The sequence below is a fragment of the Shimazuella sp. NTD248 genome, assembly GCF_059510395.1.
This window is the reverse complement of the sequence record NZ_JCAJZT010000001.1, coordinates 329,610-355,588: the sequence shown is the minus strand read 5'-3', so window position 1 is coordinate 355,588 and position 25,979 is coordinate 329,610. Positions and strand designations below refer to the sequence as shown.

Sequence of the window (25,979 nt, the reverse complement as noted above, 5' to 3'; positions counted from 1 at the left end):
AAGGGGATTATCCATGTTACTTCGCTGCCCCAATTGCCATTCTCACGACCTGGGAAAGGTAGGCACTAACCAACTATATTGCTGGCATTGTTATATAGAAATGACAACAGATGGTACAGATATAATTCAAAATATCTACCAAGTCGAAGAGGATGGAAGTTTAACCTCTCTTAATGATTTATTTCTGGAGGATCTTAGCAGGTCGTCTCCAGAATATACCGCTTCCTTATAAGGGGGAATAAGCATGAGAAGCATCTATCTGCTGACATTTATCGGTGCGATCATTACAGGTATTGCGTATTTTCGCATGGATAACCAGAGCATGAGGAAATTAAGACGCAATCTATTTGTTGGTGGTACCTTTTCACGCTTATTAGCAAAACAATTTCTGCGGAGAATTGGTTTTGCAAGGTAACACTTTTTTAGGGTAATAAAAACCTAATATAGCACGGCCTTACCAGTATAACCAAAGGTAAGGTCGTGCTTATTTTTGATTAATAAAGTGTAAATTTAGATTATTCCATATAGTACTTGTTATTGAAAAGTTATTCTTATATGATCATTTTAGACCATAGACCTTCCTGTTAGAAGTGAAGGTTTCTTCTCTTAGAGAATAGGTATAAAGGAAAATGCTGTTCGAGGTCAGATCATACTTCAGAGACAGAATTCAAAACTTCAAAGTGCTGTGGATCACACGAGCAGCGATCAAATGGATGCTTCTTGCAGCCGTGTTCAATGCTGCTGGTGGGGGATTTATTTCCTCTTCTCTCCCCCTGATCCTGGCTAGAAGAGAACAGAGCGAATATATTCCTGCTCTTCTGACTGTAATTAATTTGGGGTATCTTACTGGTATGCTGTCCTACACGTTGGTCAGTATGAAATGGAAGATTCCACATATCAAGGTAAGTTTCGTCTGTATCATCTCGTCTGCTCTGCTCATTCCTTTCTATGCTTCATCAAGCATGAAGGTAATGATCATGGTGGTCGGTTTGAGAACGGCAGTCGATGGAGTCCTTTTCATCGCTTCTAATACGATGTTTAGGAGTTTCTTGCCAAAGAATCCACAGGAACATATTGGATTCACCTTTGTGCGTTCTACACTTTGGGCGTTCGTTTGGGCTGTGATGAGAGCTGTTGGCTATCGTTATGTCCAGAGTGATTATCCACTGGTCATTTGGAGCTCTATCGGGGGTCTGTTGATTTTGATGGGCTTGATTCCCATGATCATCGCCTTTCGGGTTCAAGAGCCTGAGCCTATCCAAAACAATAAAGAGGATAGTGCTACAAGAAGCTCTTCTGTAAATCTTCCGACTAATCCTTTAATGATTGTTCTAATTGTTCTGTCCTCTTCAGCGATTGTAACTGGCCTTAATAAAGGCAGCCAAAATTACGTACCTCTCTATCTCGACTCACCGCAACGGGCAGGGGTAGTGATGACAGGAGATACAATTGGTCTAATTCTTGGCGGGATCTTGGCATCTTTCCTTTCTAGCCGGTGGGTAAATCGTGTCATCAAAGCAATCTATGTAGTCTTGACGACAATTTCATTGGTTTTTTCGATGACCAATAACGAAGTCGTCTTGTTTTTTGGGTTGCTGGTATCGGCAATGGCTTTTGCGTTGAACAGCCAAATTATCGGTCAGCGTATGTTTGTCAGCCTAAAAAATAAGACAATGGCGACAGCGCTTCCGATTATTTCTGATTTCTTGTTGATGGCACTGCTAGTTTGGGGATATGGTACCATTGGCGTCAAGTACGGGTACGGTACCATGTATTTGTTGATGGTGCCACTGGGGCTACTTTCTTTGATCACGTTTAAGTGGCTGAAGCCCTTTTTGGAACATTCGGATAAGTAGTCTCTCCTTCACCTCGTTCCAGTTTATAGGGACGAGGTGAATCCGTTTTTTCATGTTTCTAAAAACGGATTGGAGAATTCTGGACAAACTATTTGTTGGTAGTACCTTTTCACGCTTATTAGCAAAACAATTTCCGCGGAGAATTGGTTTTACAAAGTAACACATTTTTAGGGTGAGTTAATAATACCCAATAAAGCAGGACCTAACTGGAAACGGTAGGTCGTGCTTATTTTTTATGCCATGTGCCAGTATAAATTAGCATATGGTTGAAGTTGTTGATCAAAGCGTTAAATAAAAAAAGTGAATTCAGATAATTAATTAAACTCCTATTGTCATTGGAAAATAGTTCTTATATGATTATTTTAGACCATAGACCTTCACTGTTGAAAGTGAAGGTTTCTCCTCTTAGAGAATAGGTATAAAGGAAAATGCTGTTCGAGGTCAGGTCCTACTTCAGAGACAGAATTCAAAACTTCAAAGTGCTGTGGATCACACGAGCAGCGATCAAATGGGTGCTTCTGGCAGGCGTGCTCAATGCTGCTGGTGGGGGATTTATTTCCCCTTCTCTCCCCCTGATCCTAACTAGAAGAGAGCAAAAAGAATACATTCCTACTCTTATGGCTGTGTATATTTCTGGGTTTCTTATTGGCATGCTGTCCTATGCGTTGGCCAGTATGAAATGGAAGATTCCTCATATCAAGGTGAGTTTTGTCTTTATCATCTTGTCGGCTCTGCTCATTCCTTTCTATGCTTTATCAAGCATGAAAGTAATGATTATGGTGGTCGGTTTGAGAATGGTAATCGATGGAGCCCTTTTCATCGCTTCTAATACGATGTTTAGAAGTTTCTTGCCAGAGAATCCACAGGAACATATCGGATTCACATTGATGCGTTCTACTCTTTGGATTTCCGCTTGGGCTGGATGGAGGGCTGTTGGCTATCGTTATGTCCAGAGTGGTTATCCGCTGGTCATTTGGAGCACTGTCGGGGGATTGTTGATTTTGACGGGCTTGATTCCCATGATCATTGCATTTCGGGTTCAGGAGCCTGTACCTATTCAAAACAATAAAGAAAATAAGGATACAAGAAGCTCTTCCGAAAATCTACCGACTAATCCTTTGATGATTGGTCTGATCGTTCTCTCCGCTTCAGCAGTAGTAACTGGCCTTGATGCATGCAACGTAGTTTACGTGCCTCTCTATCTCGACTCATCACAATGGGCAGGGGTAGTGATGACAGGAGGTACAATCGGTTATATTCTTGGCGGGATCTTGGCATCTCTTCTTGCCAGTCGGTGGGTAAATCGTGTTATCAAAGCAGTCTATGTAGTTTTGATGGTGGTTTCATTGGTCTTTTTCATGACCAATAACCAAGTCATCTTGTTTCTTGGGTTGATGGTGACGGCAATTTCTACTACATTGAACAGGCAGATTGTCGGTCAGCGTATGTTCGTCAGCTTAAAAAATAAGACAATGGCAACAGCGCTTCCGATGCTGTCTGAAGAGTTGATAACGGTGCTGGCAGTGTGGGGATATGGTACCATTGGCGTCAAGTACGGTTATGATACTATGTATTTGAGCATGGTACCAATGGGGCTGCTTTCTTTGGTTGCGTTCAAGTGGCTGAAGCCCTTTTTAGAACATTCGGATAAGTAGTCTCTCCTTCACCTCGTTCATGATCCATATGAACGAGGTGAATCTATTTTCATGATGTAACTGATTTCATTTCAAGGGGAATGGAGATAAAACATGAAAGAAATCAATGCTTTTTGATTGTTTCGATGATAGAATTAAAATGGATTTCAGTGAGCGGATTGCAAACTGGGATCATCCCACAAGAGACAAGAGAAGGGAATAACGTGTTCACTGCTGTAGATATCATTCGCAAGACAGTAGGCGGTCAGCCGCTGTCCGAAGAGGAGATCGAGCTTCTCATCAGGGAGTACACCTCTGGGGCGGTCACGAACGAGCAGATGAAGCCGTGGCTCAAGGCCGTGTACCACAATGGGCTCAGCGAGGAAGAAACCACCTCTCTGGCCCTCGCCATGGCAAGGTCCGGCGACATGGTGAATCTTGCCAGCATCAAGGGAAAGACGGTGGACAAGCACTCCACTGGCGGTGTAGGAGACAAGATCACGCTGATTCTCCTGGCGATGGTGGCTGCTGCGGGTGGCAAGGTGGCCAAGGCATCTGGTGCTGAACTCGGACACACCGGCGGAACGCTCCGTAAGGTACAGGCTCTCGGTATGAGGACGAATCTGGAGGAGCAGTTCTTCACCAAGTCGGTCAACGAGATTGGTGCTGCCCTCACGGGACAGACTGCCAATCTGGCACCTGCGGACAAGAAGCTGTATGCACTGCGGGATGCCACAGGGTGTGTGGAATCCACCCCGCTGATTGCCAGCAGCATCATGTCGAAGAAGATCGCCTCAGGGGCGGATGCCATCGTTCTTGACGTCAAGTTTGGATCGGGTGCGCTCATTCCTGGCTTGGAGAATGCCCGTGAGCTGGCAGAGATGATGGTGTCGATCGGCAAGCTGTCGGGTCGTCAGGTCGTGGCATTGCTCACCAGCATGAATCAACCACTCGGCCATTCCATCGGTAATGCGCTTGAGGTGTACGAAGCGATCGAAGTACTCAAGGGACGTGGACCGGCTGATGTGGTTGACCTGACGGTCGTCACCAGCGCCTACATGCTGTACTTGGGGAAAGTGGTTGGTTCTTACGAGGAGGGAGTGGAACGCTCTCGTCGGTGCCTCGAAAATGGATCAGCTTTCCACAAGATGATGCGGATCGTCGAAAATCAGGGTGGCGATCCAAGTCTGTTGCTCCATCCGGAAAAGATGCTTCGAGCTTCTCAGATGGACGTCCTTTCTCCTACGTCGGGCTTTGTCCAAGCGATGGACACCAAGGAGATCGGTTTCTGTGCTCGGGATCTCGCTGGAGGACGGGATAAGGAAATCACCGACCTCAGCGCGGGCATCTGGCTACACAAGAAGATCGGCGACGAAGTGAAGGCGGGAGAGCCACTGGCAACCCTTTACTACAACGACTCGGGACTCGGAGAAGTAGCAGAGCAGAAGTTCCCCGGTACGTACACGATCGGTGCGGAGTACATCACACCTCCTCCGCTGATCCACGATGTACTGCGGTAGTGAGCAAATCAAAAAAATAGAGAAACCCAAGACCCTGTAACAGGGCATGTGGCGGGTCATCCATGCAAATGGGTGGCCCGTCCGACGTTAGCAGAGGAGCGGATACATTTTGATACATATACCAAAGTTTGTGTTTGCGGCTACTAGTGACTCCAAAGGAAAAGATAATGAAGTAAAATTCGGCGGATTACCTGTTGGTTTACCTATAGAGAAATGGCCAGTTTGCAAAGAGTGTGAGGCACCCATGAGTTTCTTATTTCAAATGAAACACCATCCAAAGCGACTCCCGCTTGGGAAAGAAGGTCGTGTTTTGTATCTGTTCCAATGTGAAAGTGTAGAAGGATGCAGTACATGGGAAGCAGACGGTGGTTGCAACAAAGTTCTCATTCTAGAACCGGAAGATTGGAACAATAATCCGATCACAGAGTTACCAGATGAACACATCATGATGCTTCCTGATCTGTCTGTAACGGCTTGGGAAACAATGGAGGAGATAAGTCAGGAGAATTGGACGCATTTTGGAGGGTCACCGATCTGGATACAATCTGATGAAGAAATGGGGGGGAATTATCAATTTGCTGTGCAATTAGATCACGGATTTCGTGTGAAAGCAACTGATCTTTCGGAGCTGCCGATTGGAGACACATCGGAATACGATGGAAAAAAATCGTACCAGTTACAAGTAGGAGAAGATGATTTTATTTGGATTTCAGAACTAGGTTCAAATGAGTATTTTTGTCCATTTGCAAACTTTGGAGACAGCGGATCAGGTTATGTCTTTGTAGACGCAGACAGCAAAAGTCCGTCTGGTAAATTGATTTGGCAATGCTACTAATAAATAAAATAAGTGCTTTGAAGATAAACCGACTTTTGGACATAATCTAGGGAAAATTTTCGTATCCTAACAACAATGAGGTGAACGGATATGGAGAAACTTTTACAGTCCCGTTTTTTCCAACTGTCGGTATTTCTGTTTGTTCTATTAGGTAGCGTTTATTTACTCATCCAACTAGGTTCTTTGTTTCACCATATCGGATTTTTTCTAAAAGCAGTTTGTGTGCCCTTTTTTTTAGCTGTCTTTATTGCCTACTTGCTGCATCCCATTGTCAATTTGTTAGCACGGCGAAAAATGCCGCGTTTTATGGCGATTCTGCTTATTTATGTTGTTTTTCTACTCTCGATAACGGTGTTGATTATAAATTTATTTCCCATTTTAGAGAAGCAAGTTTATCAACTGGTAATGCATCTTCCACAATGGAATGAGCAATTTAATTCGTTATGGCACAAATATCATGACCATAGTGAAGATATATTGCCACACAACATGCATATCAAACTAGAACAAATGGTTGCAGGAATAGAACAAAAAGTGAGCAATTGGATGGCTGGATTGATGGGAAGCTTGGGGGATCTGTTGAATCAGATTTTCTTGTTGCTCATTATTCCATTTTTGTCCTTTTACATGTTAAAAGATATTGATCGAATTGAAAGTTTTTTTCTAACCATGTTACCCAAACAGCGAAGAGGAGAGATAGCTCGGCTGTTTCGAAGTATTGATTTAGTTTTAGGAAATTATATACGCGGTCAGTTTATCGTCTGTTTTATCATTGGGATATTAGCTTTTATTGGTTACAAAATAATAGGACTTCCCTATGCCTTTTTGTTTGCCTTTTTTGTTGCTCTGTTTAATGTCATTCCTTATGTAGGTCCTTTTTTTGGTGTAATTCCAGCTATTTTATTAGCTTGTACCATCTCATTTAAGATGGCACTCGGGACAGTCATTGTCAATTTGGTCATACAAATATTAGAAGGAAATATCATATCTCCGCAAATTGTGGGAAGATCCCTTCGTCTTCACCCCTTAGCGATTATTTTTGCTTTATTAGTGGGAGAGGAGATAGCAGGTGTCTGGGGGCTATTACTAGCAGTTCCAACCTTAGCGGTTGGGAAGGTTGTCTTTGAATTTGTTGTCACCTCTTACCTTCATCATAAAACGGATTAAAAGAATAGACATGGATTTGCCCATGTCTATTCCTGAAAGTCCAGATATTTCAAATACATCATCTAAACAAAATGACGACTATCTTAGGTATAATAGGTAAAAGTTTTTAAGTCTTATGGGGAGGATAGTCATGTCGATGTTTACTAAAAGAATAGCAGCGAAAGATGATCTGCCAAGAATCGTAGAAATTTATAACAGCACTATACCAAGTAGAATGGTCACTGCTGATCTAACCCCAGTTACGATAGAGGAACGAGAGGATTGGTTTGCTGGGCATAACCCATACGATCGGCCATTATGGGTTTATACTACTGACCAAAATGAGATAGCAGGATGGTTAAGCTTTGAAAACTTCAATCAAAGAGCTGCGTATAAGAAAACTGCTGAACTCAGTATTTATTTAGATGAGAAATTTCGTGGGCAGGGTTTAGGAAGTATCATCTTGGAAGAAGCCATTCAAGCAGCATCTAGCCTATATGCAGAGACTTTAGTAGGTCGTATTTTTGGTCATAATACACCTAGTATAAAACTGTTCGAGCGCTTTGGTTTTGAAGAATGGGGATATTTACCACAAATAGCAGAACTTGATGGAGAAAAACGTGACCTTGTTATTATGGGCAAACATATCACAACATAGAGAACTAAATTTTCCAACAGAAACATCACCTAGTATATATACTAGGTGATATTTCTGTTAAACGACTTTATTGACATAAGGAATTTTCACGATTATAGATGCAAGTAAAAAACAAGTGATAGTTCCTAGGCAGCCTACTGTCAAAAATTTGAACAGAGGTTGAAGTGATGTGCCCTTAAGTAATAATGCATATCCTACTAAGATAATTGGATGAATGATATATACGGTAAAAGCTGACCTTGATAGATTTGCCCAAAGTGCCCCAGCTTCATTGGCATATTTTCGGAACAGGGCTATTAGTCCCAAACAAATACCGAACGAAATCAAAGCTTCCCACATCGCATAAGAAAATGCTAGAAGGTTGAATCCCCCATTTGTTTTTCCTTGAAAAAAGAGTAAACTAAGCGGGAAGAGTGGAGAAACAATGGCAAAACACGATACCCATTGCTTTGTTGTCTTTTTTGGAATGTTCTTTAGCCAATGTTTTCTTCCGGCCATGATTCCGGTGTAAAACAGTAACAAATAAGATGGAAGATAAGCGATTTGGATGCCCCAAATCCAAAAACCAATGGGATATACCAGACGGATCATAAAGGTAATAATACCTAATAATATAGCCGTGAGAAAAAGCTTTTTTGAAGAAGGAAATGGTTGTTCCTCACTGGAAGGATGTTTTTTCCAGATTAATTGAAAGAATACATAGATTAGAGTAAAGATCAATAACACTTCTACAAACCAGATAGGACCCGTTTCTACACTTTGCAAACTTAAAATTTTTGTTTTATAAAAGGTCCAAAAATTAAGTTTTTCTTTCGAAGCCATATACTGGACAATTGGGCTTAGGATGAACAAATACACCAAGATAGGGATACCTAACCGGAGCAGTCTATCTTTTACAAATAGGCGGGGTTTCTTGCGGTCAAGAGAAACAGGTGTAAAATAACCAGCTAAAAAGAAAAAGAAACCCATGAAAAAGGCTTGATTGATAGCTATAAAAAAGGTGAGGATATAAGAGGTTACTGTTTGCTCATGTCCCATATCTGATACATACCATACTCCTTCTAGAGGAGTATAGGGTAGTGCTGCATGATGAAAGAGAACCAGAATCGTTAGAAATACCCGAATATGATCCAAATAATAAATACGATTTTTCATGATCACACATCCTTGGTGTCATACATCTGTTGATATTTTCTTTTTATCACAGTTGTGATAAAAAAATCAAGTAAAACCGATACAAAAACAGCAAAAAAGGTACAAACCAATGCTTACTGTTTGCATATCGATTTTAAATGGGTTTGAAGCGTTTTTTTGATAATATTTTTGGTTTTAGAATTTGGTTCTATGTTCCAATGAGTAGACAAACCATTTACTAATGAATGTAATCTTTCTATTTCGATTTCTAAGTCTAGATTTTCAGCTAATAAATTACACTGTCTTAATAAGTCAATATAAGTAGCTTGCATATGTCGCACAAATTGAAATATACGTATAGATATATCTTCTAAATTTGGTTGCTTTTTTGTATAGGTGATAATCTCGTACCAAGTAGCCATATTCCTCTGATCTGTTTCATCCATTGGCATTATCTCAGCTACCAGTTGATCGATTACTTCATCACGAGATAAGGACAAATCAATTTGCGATAAAATATGCTGATGTACGTTTTCTCCTGCCGAACGGATACAGGTTCTCAGCAATTCGCTTTGCGTTGGGAAGTAGTATCGGATAGAACCTGTGGAGAGTTTCATTACATCAGCAATTTTTCTCACAGAAACCTCTTCGATTCCTTTGTTTTGAATGATCTCCCATGCAGCTTGTACAATTTCTTTTTTCCGGGTATCATGATTTACCATTTTTGGCATAAAAATCGCACCTCCTCCCTTGTCCAGTTTACCATCATGCTATGTTAGATCTGCTAATAATACAATACAAGAGATAATAGAGAGACTCAAATTCATACCAGACAGTGAGATAAAAGAACATTTTTATCAAGGGAAAAAACATCACTAATAAATGATAGTATTTTTGTGCTTTTTGTGTATAATAGAAACGATAATTCTATATTTGCATACAAAGATGGAACCAAGCTCTATAAACAACTGCAAGAGAGGAGAACCCTTGGCTGTGAGGTTTTCTCAGTGAGATTATGGAGGTAGCCAGTTCTATGAGTTAGCAGTTAATAACTGCCGGCAAAAAGCCGTTATCGATACATGAAGTGACTACGTAAGTAGTAATTAGGGTGGTACCACGGGCCTGCTCGTCCCTTGTTTAGGGATGAGTGGGCTTTTTTGTATCGATTTCGCTTAATAGGAAAGGGTGTAAAGCATGAAAGCAGATGAAATTCGTCGTAAATTTTTGGATTTTTTCGTGGAAAAAGGTCATCAGATTGAGCCAAGTGTATCATTGGTTCCTGTAGATGATCCTAGCTTATTATGGATTAATTCTGGTGTAGCAACGTTAAAAAAATATTTTGATGGACGTTTAGTACCAGAAAACCCCCGTATTGTTAATGCACAGAAATCAATCCGTACCAATGATATTGAAAACGTTGGTTATACAGCAAGACACCATACATTTTTTGAAATGCTAGGTAATTTTTCTATCGGAGACTACTTTAAAAAAGAAGCCATCGCGTGGGCTTGGGAATTTCTCACTAGCCCAAAATGGATGGGGCTCTCTCCTGATAAATTGTATGTTACGATTCATCCAGAAGACGATGAAGCTTACCAGCACTGGCATGAAGACATTGGATTTCCAGCAGATCATATTGTGAAGCTGAAGGAAAACTTTTGGGATATCGGAGAAGGACCGAGTGGTCCAAATTCGGAGATTTTTTATGATCGTGGAGATAAGTATGGGGACCTCAGTGATCCAGAGTGTTATCCAGGTGGAGAGAATGAACGTTATCTAGAGATTTGGAACCTCGTTTTCTCCCAGTTTAATCATAATCCAGACGGTTCATATACACCACTTCCAAATAAGAACATCGATACAGGAATGGGCTTAGAACGAATGGCTTCTGTGATGCAAGATGTGCCAACTAACTATGATACAGAGCTCTTCCAGCCGACGATCCAGACCATATGTAAACAAGCTGGTGTAACTTACGGAGTAGCAGAAGAAGTGGACATTGCCCTAAAAGTCATTGCGGAACATGCGAGAACGGTTGTATTTGCCATTGCTGACGGCGTTTTACCATCAAATGAAGGCCGTGGTTATGTCCTCCGCCGTCTCTTGCGCCGGGCTGTCCGATATGGTCGCAAGCTGGGACTAAAAAGACCATTCTTATATGAATTAACGGGTGTAGTCGCAGAGATTATGAAAGATTATTATCCAGAACCATATGCTGGGCAAGAGTTTATCGAGAAAGTAATTCGTAATGAAGAAGAAAGATTTTTAGAAACACTGACAGATGGTTTACGTATATTGGGTGAATGGGTCGACAAGGCAAAAGCGGAAAATCGAGATAGTTTAACTGGGTTGGAAGCATTTAAGTTATATGATACGTATGGATTTCCAATTGATTTAACAGAAGACTTTGCAAGGGAACACGAGCTTAAAGTAGATCGAGATGCTTTTGAAGAAGAGATGCAAGGTCAGCGAGATCGCGCGCGTGCTGCTAGATCAGAAGGCAATAGTATGCAAGTTCAAGGTGGTGCGATTGCAAGTCTGGAAGTAGACACTGTATTTGTTGGTTATGAACAAGATACGAGTCTTACTTTGATTGCTGCCATTATCAGAGATGGGGAAGAAGTAGACAGCTTACAAGAGGGGGATAAGGGAATTCTCGTGCTGAAAGAATCTCCTTTCTATGCAGAAAGTGGGGGGCAAGTAGCTGATTTAGGCAGTATAAGGACAAAAGAAGCTTTGGCTGAAGTTACCGATGTGCAAAAGGGACCTCATGAAGAACATTTGATATCTGTCGTAGTCAAAGATGGTATTTTGCAAAAAAATCAAGAGGTAATCGCAGAAATAGCGAAAAATCTTCGCCAAGCAACAGTGAAGAATCATACTGCTACACATTTGCTGCACAAAGCTTTAAAAGAAGTATTAGGAAATCATGTCAACCAAGCAGGATCATTGGTCGCACCTGATCGTCTGCGATTTGATTTTTCTCATATTGGGGCAATGACAGAAGAAGAAATTCAGTTAGTAGAACAAAAAGTAAATGAACAAATTTGGTTGAACATACCTGTGACGACAAGCATAAAACCATTGGACGAAGCAAAAGCAATGGGAGCTATGGCACTGTTTGGAGAAAAATATAAAGCGGAAGTTCGTGTCGTACAAGTTGGGGACTATAGTCTGGAGCTTTGTGGTGGCACACATGTGCAAAACACAAGTGAAATCGGTTTGTTTAAAATTTTAAGTGAAAGTGGAATTGGGTCTGGAGTAAGGAGAATAGAGGCTGCAACGGCGAAACGTGCCTTTGAATATTTGGAACAACAATTTACTATTCTCAAATCCAGTGCTCAGCTTTTGAAAACAAACCTTCATGATGTTCCTGCACGTATTGCTCAGCTTCAAGAATCAGTCAAAGATGTGACACGTACCAATGAATCTTTGTTAGCGAAGCAAAGTCAATCTGCTGCTGTAGAACTACAGAACCAGTGGATGGAAATCGATGGAGTGCCAGTTCTTGCGGCTAGGGTAGATGCTCCAGATATGGATAGCCTTCGTAAAATAATGGATGATCTAAAAGAAAAAAGAGATGGTATTATTGTACTTGGAGCCGTTCATGATAATAAAGTAAATTTTGTTGCTTCTGTTGCATCAAATTATGTTCAAAAAGGGTTCCATGCGGGTAAATTAATAAAAGAGGTTGCTTCTATTTGTGGTGGCGGTGGCGGTGGCCGACCAAACATGGCGCAAGCTGGCGGAAAGCAACCAGAAAAATTGCAAGAAGCATTACAACAAGTTAAAGTTTGGGTCACGGAAAAAAAGGACATTCGAGCTTAAAACCGAAAAAGGTAAATAGCTGCTGATCCACACAGAAAAAAGGGGCTGAGATGATCCGTGGATGAAACGAGAAAGTTTCAGTTTCAACTGGGAAATAAGTCGAGTGTAAAACAAATATTGACACTTGTTTACCATTCTTTAGAGGAAAAAGGATACAATCCTATCAACCAAATTGTTGGTTACTTGATTTCTGGAGACCCTGCTTATATTCCCCGCCATAATCAAGCAAGGTCGTTGATTAAGAGTGTAGATAGAGATGATATCATTGAAGAGTTGGTAAAATCATATCTAAATCCAGACCAGTAAAACGTTTGTTTTTGTAGTGAAAGTAAATTCCCTTTTGGGAGGATAGCGATGGTTAGGGTTATAGTCCGGCCATCGCTCCTAATAATAACTTTACAAACATATATTCTGTTGGTAAACTCAATAAATATGATGGAAAAATCCTACATAGAGCTCGACAGGGAACATTGCTCATTTTAGTCATCTAAATAGATGGAGTTTTCAATGGAGAGGGTTGTTTGGTAGTTTTAGTAAAGAAGGACCGTTTGTAATGGTGAGAATTTTAGCTTTAGATTTGGGTGAAAGACGTATTGGGATTGCAGTGAGCGATCTCTTAGGGTTAACAGCACAAGGACTGGAAGTTATTGACAAGAAACAAACCCCTGATTGGCTGCATCGTCTAGATACCCTTATCCAAGAATATGAAGTAGGAAGAATCGTTGTCGGTTTTCCGCGAAACATGGATGGCACCATTGGATCAAAAGGTGAAGCTAGCAAACAGGTTGCAGATATGCTGAAAGAACGTTATGCTCTTCCTGTAGACTTATGGGACGAGCGTCTATCCACTGCGGCTGCGCAAAGGTCTTTGATCAAGGCTGATGTGAGCAGGAAAAAAAGAAAACAAGTAGTAGATCAAGTAGCCGCACAATGGATATTACAAGGCTATTTAGATGCAAATAGGGGGAAATACCAATGACAGAACATGAAGTAGATATCATCACAATCTCACAAGAAGATGGCGGAGAAGAGGATTTTGAGGTAGTTACTTATTTTGAAAATCCATCTACAGGTATCAAGTATGTTTTTCTCGTACCAACAAGTGCTTCGGAAGAAGAAGAACAAGATGTGTATCCTTTCCGATACTCCGAAAATGGAGACGATCTCGTACTATCTCCTGTAGAAGATGATGCTGAATGGGAAATGTTAGAAGAAGTATTGCAAACCTTACTTGATGCTGAAGAAATCTAAGGAGTAAGTGGATATGAAAGAAGTGACTCATTTACGGGATAAGTTAGAAGATGGTATGTCCTATGTACATACCAGGTCTGCGGGAGAGGAGATCTTGCGGGTTCTTCACGAAGTAGAAGTAAATGGGGTACACTATGCCTTTATGCAAGGAACTCAGCACGGTGTTGGGGAAGCATATTTATATGAAGTGTTAGCAGATGGACAAATTGGTGAAATTGAGACGGCAGATGAATGGGAAAATGTACTGGATGCTGTTCATTACCATCTGAATACTTACTATGATTGACAAATAACGAGGAATATTCCTCGTTATTTTTATTTTTAAGTATGTTAACATAGAAACTAGCACTTTAATCAACTCCCATCCTAGGGTCTTGCATGTCAGTTTTTCATGTGGGAAAGGTTGTATGAGAGGAAGTTCTTGATGAAGTGGTTTCTTCGCATTATTCTAACGTTTGTTTTACTTGCTGGTTGGATCATTACAGGCTACTACTTTATTGATTGGACACTTGAATCCCCGTCTCGATCAAAAGCAGTGGAAATTGATATCGAGCCAGATTCTTCGTTAAAACAGATAGGGAGCATCTTAAAAAGTAAAAACTTAATTCGAGAAGATTGGTTTTTTCGTTATTATGCCGTTTATCGGCAGAGAACAAATCTCCTCGCAGGGTCATATGAGATTAAGTCTAATGAAAATTTAGATGAAATTTTAAATAAGATTGCTATCGGAAAGCAAGACCTTATTAAAGTAACCATCCCTGAAGGAAAAAACGTGAATGAAATTGCAAATATTTTACAAGTGAAAGGTTTTTCCAAAGAAGATTTTTTAAAGGCAGTTAATCGTCCGAATAATAAAGATCTATTTACTTTTGAGCAGGAAATTAAGAAAACGCCAGCTCGAAAATATAAGTTGGAAGGATATCTTTTCCCAAGTACATATGAGTTCCATCGAGGAGAGTCTGGTGAAGAAATCGTTAGTGAAATGGTGCGTCAATTTGCAAAACGAATGAATGAGTTGGATGCTAGGAATAAATTGATCAATTCGAATTCGAAGTACAATATTGATCAATGGGTTACGATCGCTTCTCTGATTGAAAGGGAAGGTCGAGTACGGTCAGAGTTACCGATCATTTCTGGGGTTATCTACAATCGTTTAAAAATTCATATGCCACTTCAAGTGGATGCATCGATCATATATGCCTATAGTTTAAATGGGATCATAAAGAAAAAATTAGGCCATAATGACACGAAACTGAGTAGTCCCTATAATACTTATTTGAATAAAGGCTTACCTCCAGGGCCGATATCCAATCCTGGTATAGAGGCACTGCAAGCTGCATTAGACCCTGATCAACATTCCTATCTGTATTATGTCACAAAACAAGATGGTACCAATACTCACTTCTTCAGTAAAACCTATAAAGAACAATTAGTAAAAATAGCACAGAGTAACAAAAATGAAAAATCAGCAAAGTAGATATACAGAACGGGTGATTTTTTGCCTGTTCTGTTGGTTTTTATTGATGAGATAGACTTAACGCGCTTGTTTGTTTCATAACTAAAAATTGTCTAGAAATGAGCAAATTAACTATCTATTTTTGGTCTTATTTTTATTCGTTTATCCCTGCTCTATATTGCCTAAGCTGGTAAGGTGGAGGAGTGGAAAGCAGATGAAAATTTGGCGTATATGGATAGTGCTTTTTTTGTTGGTAGGCTTACTCTCAGGCTTGATTTATCGACTTTACCAGATTCAAGTGAGTTCCACCCACTCTTTCTCTGTTGCCCAAAAAGATTTAGTAGCTCTTGCGGAAAAAGTCCAATCTAGGGAGATCATTTTGGATAGTAAGCGAGGTAAAATATTAGATCGAAATGGAAAGCCATTCGTCGGTGAATTGCAGTGGAGATTGTTTGTCTTTCCTCAAACTCGGGATCAGATTGACTTGAGAAGAGAACAGCTATCAAGACTGAGCTCTCTTTTGGGTGTTGCTTTTCAAACTTTTCAACAACAGTTGGTTTCGTTAAAAAAACCATCTGTATTTTCTCCTTATAAACTAACAATAGATCAAGTTAATATGATAGAATCGCTTCATATTCCTGGAATAATTGCAGTACAATCGGATAATCGAATGACAGAGGGAGAAGTAGCAAAACAAGTAATCGGCAGGCTGATTCGAAATGCATATGTGTTAAAAGATCGTTACCCAAAAGAAGTAGAGTCAGGCAAATTTTCGCTCCAATCTAGGTTTGGTATGACTGGTTTGGAATACGCTTTTGAGCGTTTTCTCCATGGTGAGGGCGAGAGCCTTGTTCGCTTTGTAACGGATGGCCGAGGGAAAGCGCTAAATGGTGTTCAGGTAAAAGTAACAGGTTCAAAGTCCAAACAAGCCAGCGATCCGAAAACGATTGTGACTACGTTAGATTTGACATTGCAAACCAAAGTGGAAGAAATAATAAAAGCAGCAAAAGTCGAAGAAGGCGCAGTAGTTGTACAAGAAATATCCACAGGAAATATACTTGCGATGGCAGGAGTTTCGGCTGCGAAAGATGAATCCCTAGCTCCATGGATCAATGAAGCATTGGTTGAAACAACACCTGGTTCTATTTTTAAAACGGTCGTTGCCGTAGCTGCTCTTGAAGAAGGTATCGCTTCACCAAAAACACCATATGTATGCAAAGGATCACTCGATGGTAAGTATCATCTGCGAGATGCAGATGGAGAAGTGCATGGCAAACAGACTTTTTCAGAGGCATATGCAAATTCTTGTAATATTGTTCTAGGTTCTGTTGCAGAAAAATTAGGTGGTGCAAAGTTACAAGCATACGCCAAGAGGTTAGGACTAGCCCAAAAAATAGGGTGGAGTGGTAAAATTCCAGGTGACGATAACTTTAGTCAATTACCGGAAGAGAGTACTGGTTTGATTTATGCGAAAAGCACTTCTTTACATGATCAAGGAGCAGCAGTACAGACTGGGATTGGACAGCGGGATGTTAAAGTTACTCCCCTTCAAGCAGTAAATATGATCACAGCATTGTTTCATCGAGGTATGCCGATCCAACCAAGATTGGTCACAGAAATTAAGGATGAGAACAATAAAAGTATCTGGAAATTTACCAATAAATATATACCAAATGCAAAAGCCCTAAAACCGAGTACGATAAATGCAGTAAAAAATATGATGCGGATGGTTGTTACAAAAGGGACAGCTCGTTCCCTATCACGAGATAACTGGCAATTGTCTGGAAAAACGGGGACAGCTCAAGTAGGTGTGGATAAATTGCTATACAACAAATGGATGATTGGATTTGCACCTTATTCCAAGCCTCAGTATGCCGTTTCCGTTGTTATAAAAAATGTCAAAGATTCGGGGGATAACCGAGCGAAGAAGATTTATCAGGAAGTGATGGATGTTTTACGTACCCTAACTCCGATGAAATGATCGAAGTTGCCGATGGGTACGCTTTCTCGTTTGTGTTAAGATGAGTAGGAATACATGAAGGAGGTGCAGGCTGTCCCACAGCCACATCGGTTTACAAAAGTTCCCATTGGCAACGGGTAACAGCAGGGATAGATGAAGATAACAGTCCATCTTAGTAAAGCAGAACTAGACCTGATTGAAGAAGCTTTATTGCAATATCAAAACTTATTGTTAAAATCTGATCATAATGATCCTTTGGTTGGTCAAGAGATCAGTTTATGCCGACGCGTTCTAGAAGAATTTGGGGTAGAGGAACTGGAAATAGATCAACAAGATACTAAGCCCGATTTATCAAATCCCAAACAGTACCCATTCTCCAATCCAAGATAGATAAAATCCCCGCTAATGTGCCGGGGATTTTCTATTTAATCTGCTGCATTTTTTCCAGCTGCATAGCCCGTACATAAGGCAGCTGTAATGTTGTAACCTCCTATATACTCCCACTTCTCTGCATCTTGTAACGACAATCCTTGCAATGTTTTAACGCGAATGAAGGTTTCATTAGAAGTAATCAGATCTTCTGTTTGGCGGGGAAATGAAACTCAACTTTTTGAATACAGCATGCTGAGTTCGGAATTTATGGTATATTTAAAGTCCAACCATCATGCGGAAAAGGGAAGACTATGAGCTCTCTCGACAAACAGTCCGAACAGCCGTCTGTCACGGATGAGCAGATATCCGCACAACAAGAGGAGCTTGTCCGTAAGATCCTCGAATACATCGAGCGAATGCATCACCTCCGCGGCGTGACGGAATCGTTCGCCTTCGGCTTGAACGAAATGATGTCGGACCTCACCAAGTCGCAGCGACTCCAAATCAGGAGCAAGGCTCTGGACTGCCTGCTCAATAGCTGATGGGCATTGGAACCCATAGGGTTTCTAGGGCGGACTGGATAACAGTCCACCCGCCTAATGGTATTGGTCAAGATTTAGAACTGAATAACATTAGGCCGGAATAGTAATGGGTTGGGATGGATTTATCAATGATGATGATGCAAATATGATCAAAAAATAAGATTTGATTGTTTCAAGATGACGGTAATGACCTGACTATTACAAGGTCAGAACTACATTACTATACTGCTAAAATTACACTGGGTTTTGTAGTAGTAAGAATACTGAAGAGATCAGCGAAGAAGTTGTGAAAGATATACAGGTTAACGCTAATTTTATCCTTCTTACCAAACACGAGGTTGAAATAGAAATTTTGTGGAAGACGTTGAAATTAGATTCGGAGGACAAATAAAAGGCGGGATATCCCGCCTTGATTACACTGAAGATGCTGTTTGCTGTTGATAATGTATTTGGATAATACCTTCTAATTCTTTTGCATCATACCGCTGTACGGGATAAAAACGTGTGCCTATGAGTATTTTCATATCTTCTTCCTCTAAATAACGATCCCATAACCATTTTGCATTGTCTATTAGTTCATCTACGTGACTAACACAACGAATACCAGCATAGCGAATAGCTAATCTGTGAACTTTCATGTTTGAATCAGTTTTACAGGTGGCAAAGAAGCGAGCGGCTGCTGGAGGATATCCAAGAGTTATCCCTAACAGCTCATGAAATTCAGGAGAATGGGGTGTAACATTATGAAGTTTCTTTGTAAAATCAATTTTTAACTCATTGTCTTGAAAGAATAAGAAGTATTTTTCACCTTCGACAATATCAATACTTTCTGTGATATAAGGATAACCAACTAGTTTATCCCTGTTTTTCACCATTGTTGGAGAAGATTCATGCTCATAGTAGGCTGGTTTTATCCCCAGCAGAAAAGCGTCAAGATCTACCATTCTAGCCATAATAGCACTCCTTTATATTGTAAAGAGAAAGGAACCACCCATATGAGATAGTTCCTCTATTATAACCGATTTACCTCTATCTTTATTTTTTAAGTTTGTTACCCTTAGAATCGAAGAAATCTCCGCACTCTTGACATCCATAGTTACCATCATCTGTTTTTACCACTGTACTAGAGGTATTACAGTTTGGGCATTTTGGTTTACTCACTGGATCACCTCCTCTCTCTTCTCGTACTTTTCCTGTAATAAATTTGTGTCCATTCTGCATATCTAAGTAATTTAAATCGAAAATATCCAGGTGAATTTCTTTGCCATCTTTACTGAGGATATTAACTGTGTTCTTTTTTCGGATTGTAGGCTTTGCACAATGTACTTTATTACTAAATTTTTTATCTCTAAAATTCTTGTAGATAGGGATTCTAAGTATTCCATATAACATGCAATTGATCATTCCTTCCAGAAGCGACCTCCATACTCTTGCATCTCAATTTAATGTTCTTGCTAATCGCTTGGATATCTTGACTGGTGGAGTATGAATTATATAATTAGCACAATAAGTCGGAATGCCTAGTTTTATTATGGTTTATAATTGGAAGAATAAGAATAAACTAGGTAGTCGGAATATGTAAGAAAACCTTTATTTGTATTTTATGGTATTTTTATTCGATGTTAAGTGTGAAAAATTAGATGAAACAGATATTTGACTGTATATTAATTCTGGTAGTCGTATATTTATGTTTTTTTACTAAATTCATAACAGATGGAAAAAGAATATTTACACCAACTGGTATGACTAAGAGGTGAAGGGCAATAGATTACCATTATGGATTGACTATTCGTGAAGGAAGAGAGAATTTAAAAATGACACAGGCTCAGTTGGCTGAAAAGTGGGGGGTAAGTGCAAATTATGTGTCCGATGTGGAGAGGGGAATAAAAAAGATTTCTGATTTACAAACGGTTCGAAAACTATGTAAGATGTTACAAATTCCTCTCTGGAGGGTAGGTCTTTCTGAGTATGATCCATTCAGATCAACAAACTCCAGTTACAGTGAATTTAATCACATTGGTGTAATGAAACTTACAGATGAATCGAATGATCGGATTTTAGATTATAAAAATTGCCTCTTAGAAGCAGATGGAAATTGTTTTATTTCTGGAACATCTATGATTCACTTGGCAGAAGATTCCAGTGATATTCTAAAAGAAAAGTTAAGGTTTGGTGAAGTATGTTTACTTATTTTAGATCCTGATTGGATCACTGCAAATTTCTCTATCATTACATTTTTAGAAGATGAGGATGACAGAAGAAGTTTTCACTATGAAATCCGCAATTCCATTCGGAAACTAAAACAACTTCGAACATCATTACCAATGGAGCTTATGTCTCGTTTGAAAATAAAGACATACAGTACCATTTTTCCATATATCATTACTGGATTTGATAATGGAGAAACAGGGAAGATAGTGGTTGAAATTACAGATTATATTCCCGAAAAAAATAGACCACGATTTACATTACACAAAATCAAAGGCAAACACACATTATTTGAACAAGTCAAGATGAAGTTTTATTCCCTTTGGCATAATGAATCTATCAGCAAGGAGATATAACAATGAGCAGCGATGTTTATTTCACCTATCAATGGAAGTATAAAAAGGAAGATTTTAAATTTTGTCCTCGTTGTGGTCATTCCATTTCTCTGGAAGATGTACATATACCCAATCAACCTCAATTAATTTGCCATCATTGTCAGTTCATTTTTTACTTAGACCCAAAACTTGCAGTAGTAGCATTCGTATTAAATAAAGAAAAGAATAAAGTATTGCTGCTTCAACGAAACGAGGAACCTGGGAAAGGATTATGGGCATTTCCTGGGGGGCATGTAGAGCGTGGGAATGATCTTTTTGAGACCATAAAAAATGAAGTAAAAGAAGAAACGGGTCTTTCTGTAGAGGTACATGAAATTATTCATACCTTTTCTTCTGTTAAAGATGGGCTTATCCAACTCACTTATGAAGCGATTGCAGATAGTGAAAATGTGATGGTTAACATAGAAAGTCAAAGGGGGAATTTTTTCGATTTTGATCTTATTCCTTGGGATTCACTTGCATTTCCTTCGACAAGAAATGTATTACTTTCATATTTAAAGAGAAGCTGAGTGAATAAATAAGTGATGAAATTAAACCAGAAGAATTGGAGAATGGAATGAAAAAACTAATCTTAGAATTAGATAAAACGAATAAAATCAGTTACAAGTCAAACAACAAAGTTGTTTCTTTTTTTCGATAAGCACATGTACCTAACAATCAAGAAAATCAATTTAAACTTTATGAGTTGGTAAGGGAAGAAGTTTTGGGAGACTCGGGACAAATTAAGAGGCTATCCTTTTATTTATTATTAAATCCCTTCCCCACCGTCTCCCAAAAGTCTTCATTATGTTTTAACTGTGCTTAGGAATGGGGATGGTATTCCAAATTTGTTTTTACGTTTTTTGTTGCCGCGCTTTTACCAGCAACATAACCAGTACAAGATGCAGCAGTGATGTTATAGCCGCCCGTATAACCATGAATATCTAAAATCTCCCCACAAAAGTATAGTCCTTGCATGAGTTTTGATTGCATGGTTTTTGGATCGATCTCTTTTATATGGACTCCTCCACCAGTAACAAATGCTTTCTCTATAGGTAAGGTTCCGTTTATTTCAACTGAAAATGCTTTACATAATGAAACAAGTGAGGATAGTTGTTCCATTGACAAATGGGAACAAGTTAAGTCTTGATCCATTTTCGATCGCTCGAGCAACAAAGGTATAAGTCGTTCTGGCAGCCACTGTTTGAAAACATTTCGTACTGTTTTTTTGCTTTGTTCTCTACTTTGTTTCGACCAAGATTGTTCCAAATCATTTCTATTTCGATCAGGGAATAAATCTATTTGAATCATAATGGAGGGAGTTCCGGTTTTTTTAATACTCTTTACAACGAATTGGCTGCAACGTAAGGCAGTCGGGCCTGATAAGCCAAAATGGGTAAATAAGAGATCGCCACGATGAGTAATTAATTTCTTACCCTTCGGATTTAATACAGTTATCGCTATATCTCGTAAAGCCAATCCTTGCAATGTTTTCTGTTGGATGAAAGATTCATTTGAAGTAAGGGGAACCTCGGTTGGAAATAGTTCCGTTATGGTATGTCTGGCTTCTTTAGCCCAAATGTACCCGTCACCACTAGAACCAGTATGGGAGGCGGCGATGCCACCTGTTGCTATTACTACAGAGGGAGCGAAAAAAGATTCCCCCGTATGGGTTTCTACTCCTTTTACTTGGCCGTTTTCATATAAAACCCGTTTAACAGGAGTATTAACACGAATTTCTGTTCCTACGGATTGCACTTTTTTAATAAGTGCTTGAACAACCGTTTTTGCGCTATCCGTAACTGGAAACATCCGTCCATTGTCTTCTTCCTTTAATTCCACACCTAAATCTTCAAAAAAGTGCATGAGGTCACGGTTATTGAATACGGGGAAAACACTGTATAAAAAGCGACCATTACCAGGAATATTTTTGATCAATTCATCAATTTCTTTGATATTTGTAACATTGCAGCGACCACCGCCAGAAATCGCAAGTTTTTTTCCTAGCTTTTCTCCTTTGTCTAATAATAGAACTTTTGCTCCATGCATCCCAGCAGAAGCACTTGCCATTAAACCAGCGGGACCTCCACCTATTACGATCACATCAAACATATTTTTCCTCCCAAACGAGCTTGTTTCTTATATGTGAAAAGGTTTCCTTTGTTATTATCATTTCACTACTTTACCATGATTGATGTGAAACAAAAAGAAAACCAGCATTATTACAAGCTGGTCATGACACTTATTGTTTATATTTGTTTGTCATCTGGTCTTTTTCAATCTTAATTTTTGCCTCTATTTCTTGTCTCGCGTGTTCCAATTGGTCTTCTTTGTCTTTTGCTACTCGATCGATTTCATCGGAAATCATGTTATATCTCTTTTGGGTGAGGTTATATAGTTGACTATATCTATTTCCATCTAGTATCCCTTTGTTTTGCAAGTAGATCATTGCTTCGGCATAACGTTTATTTTCTTGGAGAATTTTTTTGATCAATGCTGTTTTTTCGTTTGTTCGATCCATCCATTTTTTCGACCACTGTTTTTCAATGCTGACCCAGTTGTTATCCCCCCATCGTGTCCACTTTAGCCAAAGGTCAAATTGAGCCTTCTGCATTTCTCTCTGTAATTCTTCCTCTGTTTTCACATCTACATATGTTCCACCGCCAGCTTGTGAGATCTTCTCTAAGGCTTGTCTGTCTTTAGAAGGGATGTCGAATCCGATAATATTGACAACTGCTTTGATATTGGATTGATGAATCGATTGTGCTGCTTGGACTGGATTTCCACCACAAGTTTCCACTCCATCACTCACAATGTAAAGGATGTTTTCTGCATCGGTTTCTTTTGTTTGATTGATCTGTGTTTTTGCATCTTCAATCGCTTTGGCAATGGGAGTCCAGCCAGCAGGTTTGGCTTGTTGCAAAGCAGTGGAAAAGGCATTGGCATCATAGGCAGAAGAGGGATAGACCACTTCTGTTTGAGAGCAGGACAACTGCTTGTCGCTATTGCTCCCGCTTCCTTTGTTTCCATACAGACGCAAGGAAATATCCGCTCCTTTTTGAAGGGAAGAAGCAAATTGGGTCACGGCTGCTTTCGCTAATTCCATCTTGGTTTTCCCACCGATTTTTCCATTCATACTGCCACTAGCATCAAGAAGAATTTGCACATGAACCTTCTTCGTTGTCTCTCCTTGGGATTGGGCAGATTCCCCAGGGCGATTTGTATCATAAGTGTAAATAGGGCTGATGGTATTAATTTTTTGTATACCGTCTTCATAATTTTCAGCCAAGTTGTAGACAAGTTGATTATATATGTCTTGGGCAGAAGTATTTTTTGTAAACTTGTTCAATACTTCTTGCTCCAATTTTTCTTTATCATAATTGTTGCCCGCATAAGGCCCTGGACCTTCTTTCAGCATTCCAGAAATATCCGTTGCTGCTTGATGACTTTCTGTTTGGTTTTGGATTTGCGTGTTTTTTTCATTTGTAGTATCCGACTTTGAAGAACAAGCTCCGGTAAGAGCTAACATTGCTATCAAGATCGTGTAAGAAAATTTTCGTATCAGTTTGATCACCTCAGTAGGTATTGTATGAATAAAATTTATTTTATATCAAGTAAAAAGAATGAGATACACAAAGAAATTGGAAGATTCACAAAGACATAATGAAGCGTATCAAAAAAATGAAGGAATAACAGAAACAGGATTATTACAATAAAATGGATATCTGTTTGTTTAAGTTGAGTTTTCTTCGATTTATACATACAATAAGGACAGTGAGCATAATACGTTCGGAGAATTGGTAAAAGGGGTACCTCCAACTATGTCCAAAGTAATGGAAATCAGATCAACCTTGATGAAAATGAGAGTAGGAGAAGCAGTTCGCTTTCCGACAAATAAGCCAGATCATTTTGTAGAGATAGACCGAGTATTCACAGGAAAAAAACAGAGTTGGGTTGTTTATGTCGATGGAGAACGAAAAGTGATGAGAAAGATAGATGAAGTTGTTGAAGTAATTCAAACAAACTGGAATCCAAGCTTGAAGAAGATCATGGATGAGCAGTTTTCTGAGTTAGAGGAGATCATTGATTTAGGCGAGTTTTAATGAAAAGGGCTGAATCCATTTGGAGGATTTGGCCCTTTTTGTCCTTTTTAGGTAGTTTTTTATGAATTTTCTCTAATAAGCAATCCTTGCGCTTATCTTGACAATCTATCTATTCCTAAATTATGTTTAAACAAAATATTATAGTTTTATATTTGTTTAAGTTTTATATTGGATAAGTAATCTTATAAGAGGTGTAGAGAGTGAAAATGAAAAGAATAAGAAACATTATTTTTCTTATGGCGATCTTAAGTTTTTTAACTGCTTGTTCTGCTGTCGAATCTATTTTGCCTGCACCAGGTGATGCGCAAAAAGTAGATGAGGTGCTAAAAAAAGTTGAACCAGTGATGCAAAAGGCTTCATCCAATATTGATTACAAATTTAGTGTAACTTCCACTGCTAAAACCAAAAGGAATACAGATGAAGAATATAAAATTCATTATGTTGACGATAATAATCTCCAAATCCAAAAAGTAAAAGGTGAATATAAGGACGAAGATCCGATTGTTTACATAAACGGTACCGAATGGGTATATGATGATATTCTCGATGAGGTTATCCCACAAGGTAAAGAAGAAAATGCTGCTAAGGCGGAATTGAATGAAGATAATTATCCTGCAATTACAAAAACATATTTCATTGAGCGGGCGAAAGCAATGGGGGATCAAGTTGTCGTAAAAGACGAAGGGAACTCTATCGTACTTTCTGGTGAATTAAAGGAAAGAAGTCAAAAAGAGAATGAAGATACAGAGTTAGAAAAGTTATTAAAACGTGAAAAACGTCTAGTTATATTTGATATCCAACTAGATACGAAATTATCGACGAATGGTATTCAGCTGGATTCTTATCAGTTCAAGATGTGGATAGATAAGAAAACCAATCGCATCACAAAGGTAGAGAGCACAACGAATGCAGAAATCATGGTTATTCTGAAAGAAAAAGATGGATATGTGGAAGACCAAAAGGGTGAGCCTGTTGTAGTAAAGGAAACTTTAACATTTTCACCAGCATCGAATACAATTGCCAAGCCAAAAGATAAAGTAACAGCAGAAGAGAAGAGCGAAGCAGAATATCACTAAACAGACCGATATTTCGAACGGAAAGA

General features: G+C 39.3%; 27 protein-coding genes. 21 read left to right on the top strand and 6 right to left on the bottom strand.

Going from position 1 to position 25,979, the window contains the following annotated elements:
- Positions 1-13 precede the first annotated feature (13 nt).
- The 8 genes from AC5WOE_RS01865 to AC5WOE_RS01830 all read left to right on the top strand — a co-directional run bounded on the left by AC5WOE_RS01865 (position 14) and on the right by AC5WOE_RS01830 (position 7,649).
- Positions 14-232, top strand: coding sequence for a YrzR-like zinc ribbon domain (locus AC5WOE_RS01865; RefSeq protein ID WP_496048296.1), 219 nt, complete (start codon positions 14-16; stop codon positions 230-232).
- Positions 233-244: 12 nt separating this feature from the next.
- Positions 245-415: a hypothetical protein gene (locus AC5WOE_RS01860; RefSeq protein WP_496048295.1), complete on the top strand. Its 171-nt coding sequence runs from the start codon at positions 245-247 to the stop codon at positions 413-415.
- 265 nt (positions 416-680) lie between these two features.
- Positions 681-1,856 (top strand): MFS transporter, encoded by a 1,176-nt coding sequence (locus AC5WOE_RS01855; RefSeq protein ID WP_496051772.1) that lies wholly within the window; start codon positions 681-683, stop codon positions 1,854-1,856.
- Between the two features lie 479 nt (positions 1,857-2,335).
- Positions 2,336-3,511, top strand: coding sequence for an MFS transporter (locus AC5WOE_RS01850; RefSeq protein ID WP_496051771.1), 1,176 nt, complete (start codon positions 2,336-2,338; stop codon positions 3,509-3,511).
- 80 nt (positions 3,512-3,591) lie between these two features.
- On the top strand, positions 3,592-5,010 hold the full coding sequence (locus AC5WOE_RS01845; RefSeq protein ID WP_496051770.1) for a thymidine phosphorylase: 1,419 nt from the start codon (positions 3,592-3,594) through the stop codon (positions 5,008-5,010).
- A gap of 109 nt (positions 5,011-5,119) precedes the next feature.
- Positions 5,120-5,845 (top strand): hypothetical protein, encoded by a 726-nt coding sequence (locus AC5WOE_RS01840; RefSeq protein WP_496051769.1) that lies wholly within the window; start codon positions 5,120-5,122, stop codon positions 5,843-5,845.
- Between the two features lie 90 nt (positions 5,846-5,935).
- The gene (locus AC5WOE_RS01835) at positions 5,936-7,012 is read left to right on the top strand and encodes an AI-2E family transporter (RefSeq protein WP_496048290.1); all 1,077 of its coding nucleotides are present in this window, start codon (positions 5,936-5,938) and stop codon (positions 7,010-7,012) included.
- Positions 7,013-7,142: 130 nt separating this feature from the next.
- Positions 7,143-7,649: a GNAT family N-acetyltransferase gene (locus AC5WOE_RS01830; protein WP_496048289.1), complete on the top strand. Its 507-nt coding sequence runs from the start codon at positions 7,143-7,145 to the stop codon at positions 7,647-7,649.
- 57 nt (positions 7,650-7,706) lie between these two features.
- On the opposite strand, the gene AC5WOE_RS01825 is transcribed toward AC5WOE_RS01830, so the two are convergent.
- Together AC5WOE_RS01825 and AC5WOE_RS01820 are read right to left on the bottom strand one after the other, a co-directional pair.
- Positions 7,707-8,804, bottom strand: a complete 1,098-nt coding sequence (locus tag AC5WOE_RS01825; protein WP_496051768.1) for an acyltransferase family protein — start codon at positions 8,802-8,804, stop codon at positions 7,707-7,709.
- Between the two features lie 113 nt (positions 8,805-8,917).
- Complete coding sequence (locus AC5WOE_RS01820; RefSeq protein WP_496048287.1) at positions 8,918-9,514, bottom strand: TetR/AcrR family transcriptional regulator; 597 nt, start codon at positions 9,512-9,514, stop codon at positions 8,918-8,920.
- Positions 9,515-9,977: 463 nt separating this feature from the next.
- Here AC5WOE_RS01820 and alaS point away from each other — a divergent pair, with 463 nt between their 5' ends.
- From alaS to AC5WOE_RS01775, 9 genes are all read left to right on the top strand, one after another.
- The gene (alaS, locus tag AC5WOE_RS01815; RefSeq protein ID WP_496051767.1) at positions 9,978-12,611 is read left to right on the top strand and encodes an alanine--tRNA ligase; all 2,634 of its coding nucleotides are present in this window, start codon (positions 9,978-9,980) and stop codon (positions 12,609-12,611) included.
- Between the two features lie 57 nt (positions 12,612-12,668).
- Positions 12,669-12,917, top strand: a complete 249-nt coding sequence (locus tag AC5WOE_RS01810; protein ID WP_240873430.1) for an IreB family regulatory phosphoprotein — start codon at positions 12,669-12,671, stop codon at positions 12,915-12,917.
- A gap of 247 nt (positions 12,918-13,164) precedes the next feature.
- On the top strand, positions 13,165-13,590 hold the full coding sequence (gene ruvX, locus AC5WOE_RS01805) for a Holliday junction resolvase RuvX (protein WP_496048285.1): 426 nt from the start codon (positions 13,165-13,167) through the stop codon (positions 13,588-13,590).
- The gene (locus AC5WOE_RS01800; RefSeq protein WP_240873432.1) at positions 13,587-13,862 is read left to right on the top strand and encodes a DUF1292 domain-containing protein; all 276 of its coding nucleotides are present in this window, start codon (positions 13,587-13,589) and stop codon (positions 13,860-13,862) included. The genes ruvX and AC5WOE_RS01800 overlap by 4 nt, the downstream gene beginning before the upstream one ends.
- Positions 13,863-13,875: 13 nt before the next feature.
- Positions 13,876-14,148, top strand: coding sequence for a DUF1292 domain-containing protein (locus AC5WOE_RS01795; RefSeq protein WP_496048284.1), 273 nt, complete (start codon positions 13,876-13,878; stop codon positions 14,146-14,148).
- A gap of 138 nt (positions 14,149-14,286) precedes the next feature.
- Positions 14,287-15,339, top strand: a complete 1,053-nt coding sequence (gene mltG / locus AC5WOE_RS01790; RefSeq protein ID WP_496048283.1) for an endolytic transglycosylase MltG — start codon at positions 14,287-14,289, stop codon at positions 15,337-15,339.
- Positions 15,340-15,532: 193 nt separating this feature from the next.
- Positions 15,533-17,299, top strand: coding sequence for a peptidoglycan D,D-transpeptidase FtsI family protein (locus AC5WOE_RS01785; protein WP_496048282.1), 1,767 nt, complete (start codon positions 15,533-15,535; stop codon positions 17,297-17,299).
- Positions 17,300-17,431: 132 nt separating this feature from the next.
- A complete protein-coding gene (locus AC5WOE_RS01780) occupies positions 17,432-17,668 on the top strand; it encodes a hypothetical protein (protein WP_496048281.1) in 237 nt (78 codons plus the stop codon).
- Between the two features lie 293 nt (positions 17,669-17,961).
- On the top strand, positions 17,962-18,192 hold the full coding sequence (locus AC5WOE_RS01775) for a hypothetical protein (RefSeq protein WP_496051766.1): 231 nt from the start codon (positions 17,962-17,964) through the stop codon (positions 18,190-18,192).
- Between the two features lie 413 nt (positions 18,193-18,605).
- Here AC5WOE_RS01775 and AC5WOE_RS01770 read toward each other — a convergent pair whose 3' ends face one another.
- Positions 18,606-19,145 (bottom strand): hypothetical protein, encoded by a 540-nt coding sequence (locus AC5WOE_RS01770; protein ID WP_496051765.1) that lies wholly within the window; start codon positions 19,143-19,145, stop codon positions 18,606-18,608.
- 82 nt (positions 19,146-19,227) lie between these two features.
- A complete protein-coding gene (locus tag AC5WOE_RS01765; protein ID WP_496051764.1) occupies positions 19,228-19,584 on the bottom strand; it encodes a TFIIB-type zinc ribbon-containing protein in 357 nt (118 codons plus the stop codon).
- Between the two features lie 389 nt (positions 19,585-19,973).
- Between AC5WOE_RS01765 and AC5WOE_RS01760 the strand changes: the two genes are divergently transcribed.
- Entirely contained in the window at positions 19,974-20,756 is a 783-nt protein-coding gene (locus AC5WOE_RS01760) for a helix-turn-helix domain-containing protein (RefSeq protein ID WP_496051763.1), read from the top strand.
- 2 nt (positions 20,757-20,758) lie between these two features.
- Entirely contained in the window at positions 20,759-21,304 is a 546-nt protein-coding gene (locus AC5WOE_RS01755) for an NUDIX hydrolase (RefSeq protein WP_496051762.1), read from the top strand.
- A gap of 292 nt (positions 21,305-21,596) precedes the next feature.
- Here the strand turns inward: AC5WOE_RS01755 and AC5WOE_RS01750 are convergent, their stop codons facing one another.
- Positions 21,597-22,886, bottom strand: a complete 1,290-nt coding sequence (locus AC5WOE_RS01750) for a BaiN/RdsA family NAD(P)/FAD-dependent oxidoreductase (RefSeq protein ID WP_496051761.1) — start codon at positions 22,884-22,886, stop codon at positions 21,597-21,599.
- A 130-nt stretch (positions 22,887-23,016) separates the two neighbouring features.
- A complete protein-coding gene (locus AC5WOE_RS01745) occupies positions 23,017-24,348 on the bottom strand; it encodes a vWA domain-containing protein (protein WP_496051760.1) in 1,332 nt (443 codons plus the stop codon).
- 247 nt (positions 24,349-24,595) lie between these two features.
- Here AC5WOE_RS01745 and AC5WOE_RS01740 point away from each other — a divergent pair, with 247 nt between their 5' ends.
- Both AC5WOE_RS01740 and AC5WOE_RS01735 read left to right on the top strand, forming a co-directional pair.
- The gene (locus tag AC5WOE_RS01740; protein ID WP_496048274.1) at positions 24,596-24,877 is read left to right on the top strand and encodes a hypothetical protein; all 282 of its coding nucleotides are present in this window, start codon (positions 24,596-24,598) and stop codon (positions 24,875-24,877) included.
- A 200-nt stretch (positions 24,878-25,077) separates the two neighbouring features.
- Complete coding sequence (locus tag AC5WOE_RS01735; RefSeq protein WP_496048273.1) at positions 25,078-25,953, top strand: hypothetical protein; 876 nt, start codon at positions 25,078-25,080, stop codon at positions 25,951-25,953.
- Positions 25,954-25,979: the final 26 nt, after the last annotated feature.

What these genes read in the sequence shown, in the direction of transcription:
- AC5WOE_RS01865 (WP_496048296.1), top strand. Translation starts at nt 14, where the DNA reads ATGTTACTTCGCTGCCCCAATTGCCATTCTCACGACCTGGGAAAGGTA.
- AC5WOE_RS01860 (WP_496048295.1), top strand. Translation starts at nt 245, where the DNA reads ATGAGAAGCATCTATCTGCTGACATTTATCGGTGCGATCATTACAGGT.
- AC5WOE_RS01845 (WP_496051770.1), top strand. Translation starts at nt 3,592, where the DNA reads ATGGAGATAAAACATGAAAGAAATCAATGCTTTTTGATTGTTTCGATG.
- AC5WOE_RS01835 (WP_496048290.1), top strand. Translation starts at nt 5,936, where the DNA reads ATGGAGAAACTTTTACAGTCCCGTTTTTTCCAACTGTCGGTATTTCTG.
- AC5WOE_RS01830 (WP_496048289.1), top strand. Translation starts at nt 7,143, where the DNA reads ATGTCGATGTTTACTAAAAGAATAGCAGCGAAAGATGATCTGCCAAGA.
- AC5WOE_RS01825 (WP_496051768.1), bottom strand. Translation starts at nt 8,804, where the DNA reads ATGAAAAATCGTATTTATTATTTGGATCATATTCGGGTATTTCTAACG.
- AC5WOE_RS01820 (WP_496048287.1), bottom strand. Translation starts at nt 9,514, where the DNA reads ATGCCAAAAATGGTAAATCATGATACCCGGAAAAAAGAAATTGTACAA.
- alaS (WP_496051767.1), top strand. Translation starts at nt 9,978, where the DNA reads ATGAAAGCAGATGAAATTCGTCGTAAATTTTTGGATTTTTTCGTGGAA.
- ruvX (WP_496048285.1), top strand. Translation starts at nt 13,165, where the DNA reads ATGGTGAGAATTTTAGCTTTAGATTTGGGTGAAAGACGTATTGGGATT.
- AC5WOE_RS01800 (WP_240873432.1), top strand. Translation starts at nt 13,587, where the DNA reads ATGACAGAACATGAAGTAGATATCATCACAATCTCACAAGAAGATGGC.
- AC5WOE_RS01795 (WP_496048284.1), top strand. Translation starts at nt 13,876, where the DNA reads ATGAAAGAAGTGACTCATTTACGGGATAAGTTAGAAGATGGTATGTCC.
- mltG (WP_496048283.1), top strand. Translation starts at nt 14,287, where the DNA reads ATGAAGTGGTTTCTTCGCATTATTCTAACGTTTGTTTTACTTGCTGGT.
- AC5WOE_RS01785 (WP_496048282.1), top strand. Translation starts at nt 15,533, where the DNA reads ATGAAAATTTGGCGTATATGGATAGTGCTTTTTTTGTTGGTAGGCTTA.
- AC5WOE_RS01780 (WP_496048281.1), top strand. Translation starts at nt 17,432, where the DNA reads ATGAAGATAACAGTCCATCTTAGTAAAGCAGAACTAGACCTGATTGAA.
- AC5WOE_RS01775 (WP_496051766.1), top strand. Translation starts at nt 17,962, where the DNA reads ATGAGCTCTCTCGACAAACAGTCCGAACAGCCGTCTGTCACGGATGAG.
- AC5WOE_RS01770 (WP_496051765.1), bottom strand. Translation starts at nt 19,145, where the DNA reads ATGGCTAGAATGGTAGATCTTGACGCTTTTCTGCTGGGGATAAAACCA.
- AC5WOE_RS01765 (WP_496051764.1), bottom strand. Translation starts at nt 19,584, where the DNA reads ATGTTATATGGAATACTTAGAATCCCTATCTACAAGAATTTTAGAGAT.
- AC5WOE_RS01755 (WP_496051762.1), top strand. Translation starts at nt 20,759, where the DNA reads ATGAGCAGCGATGTTTATTTCACCTATCAATGGAAGTATAAAAAGGAA.
- AC5WOE_RS01750 (WP_496051761.1), bottom strand. Translation starts at nt 22,886, where the DNA reads ATGTTTGATGTGATCGTAATAGGTGGAGGTCCCGCTGGTTTAATGGCA.
- AC5WOE_RS01740 (WP_496048274.1), top strand. Translation starts at nt 24,596, where the DNA reads ATGTCCAAAGTAATGGAAATCAGATCAACCTTGATGAAAATGAGAGTA.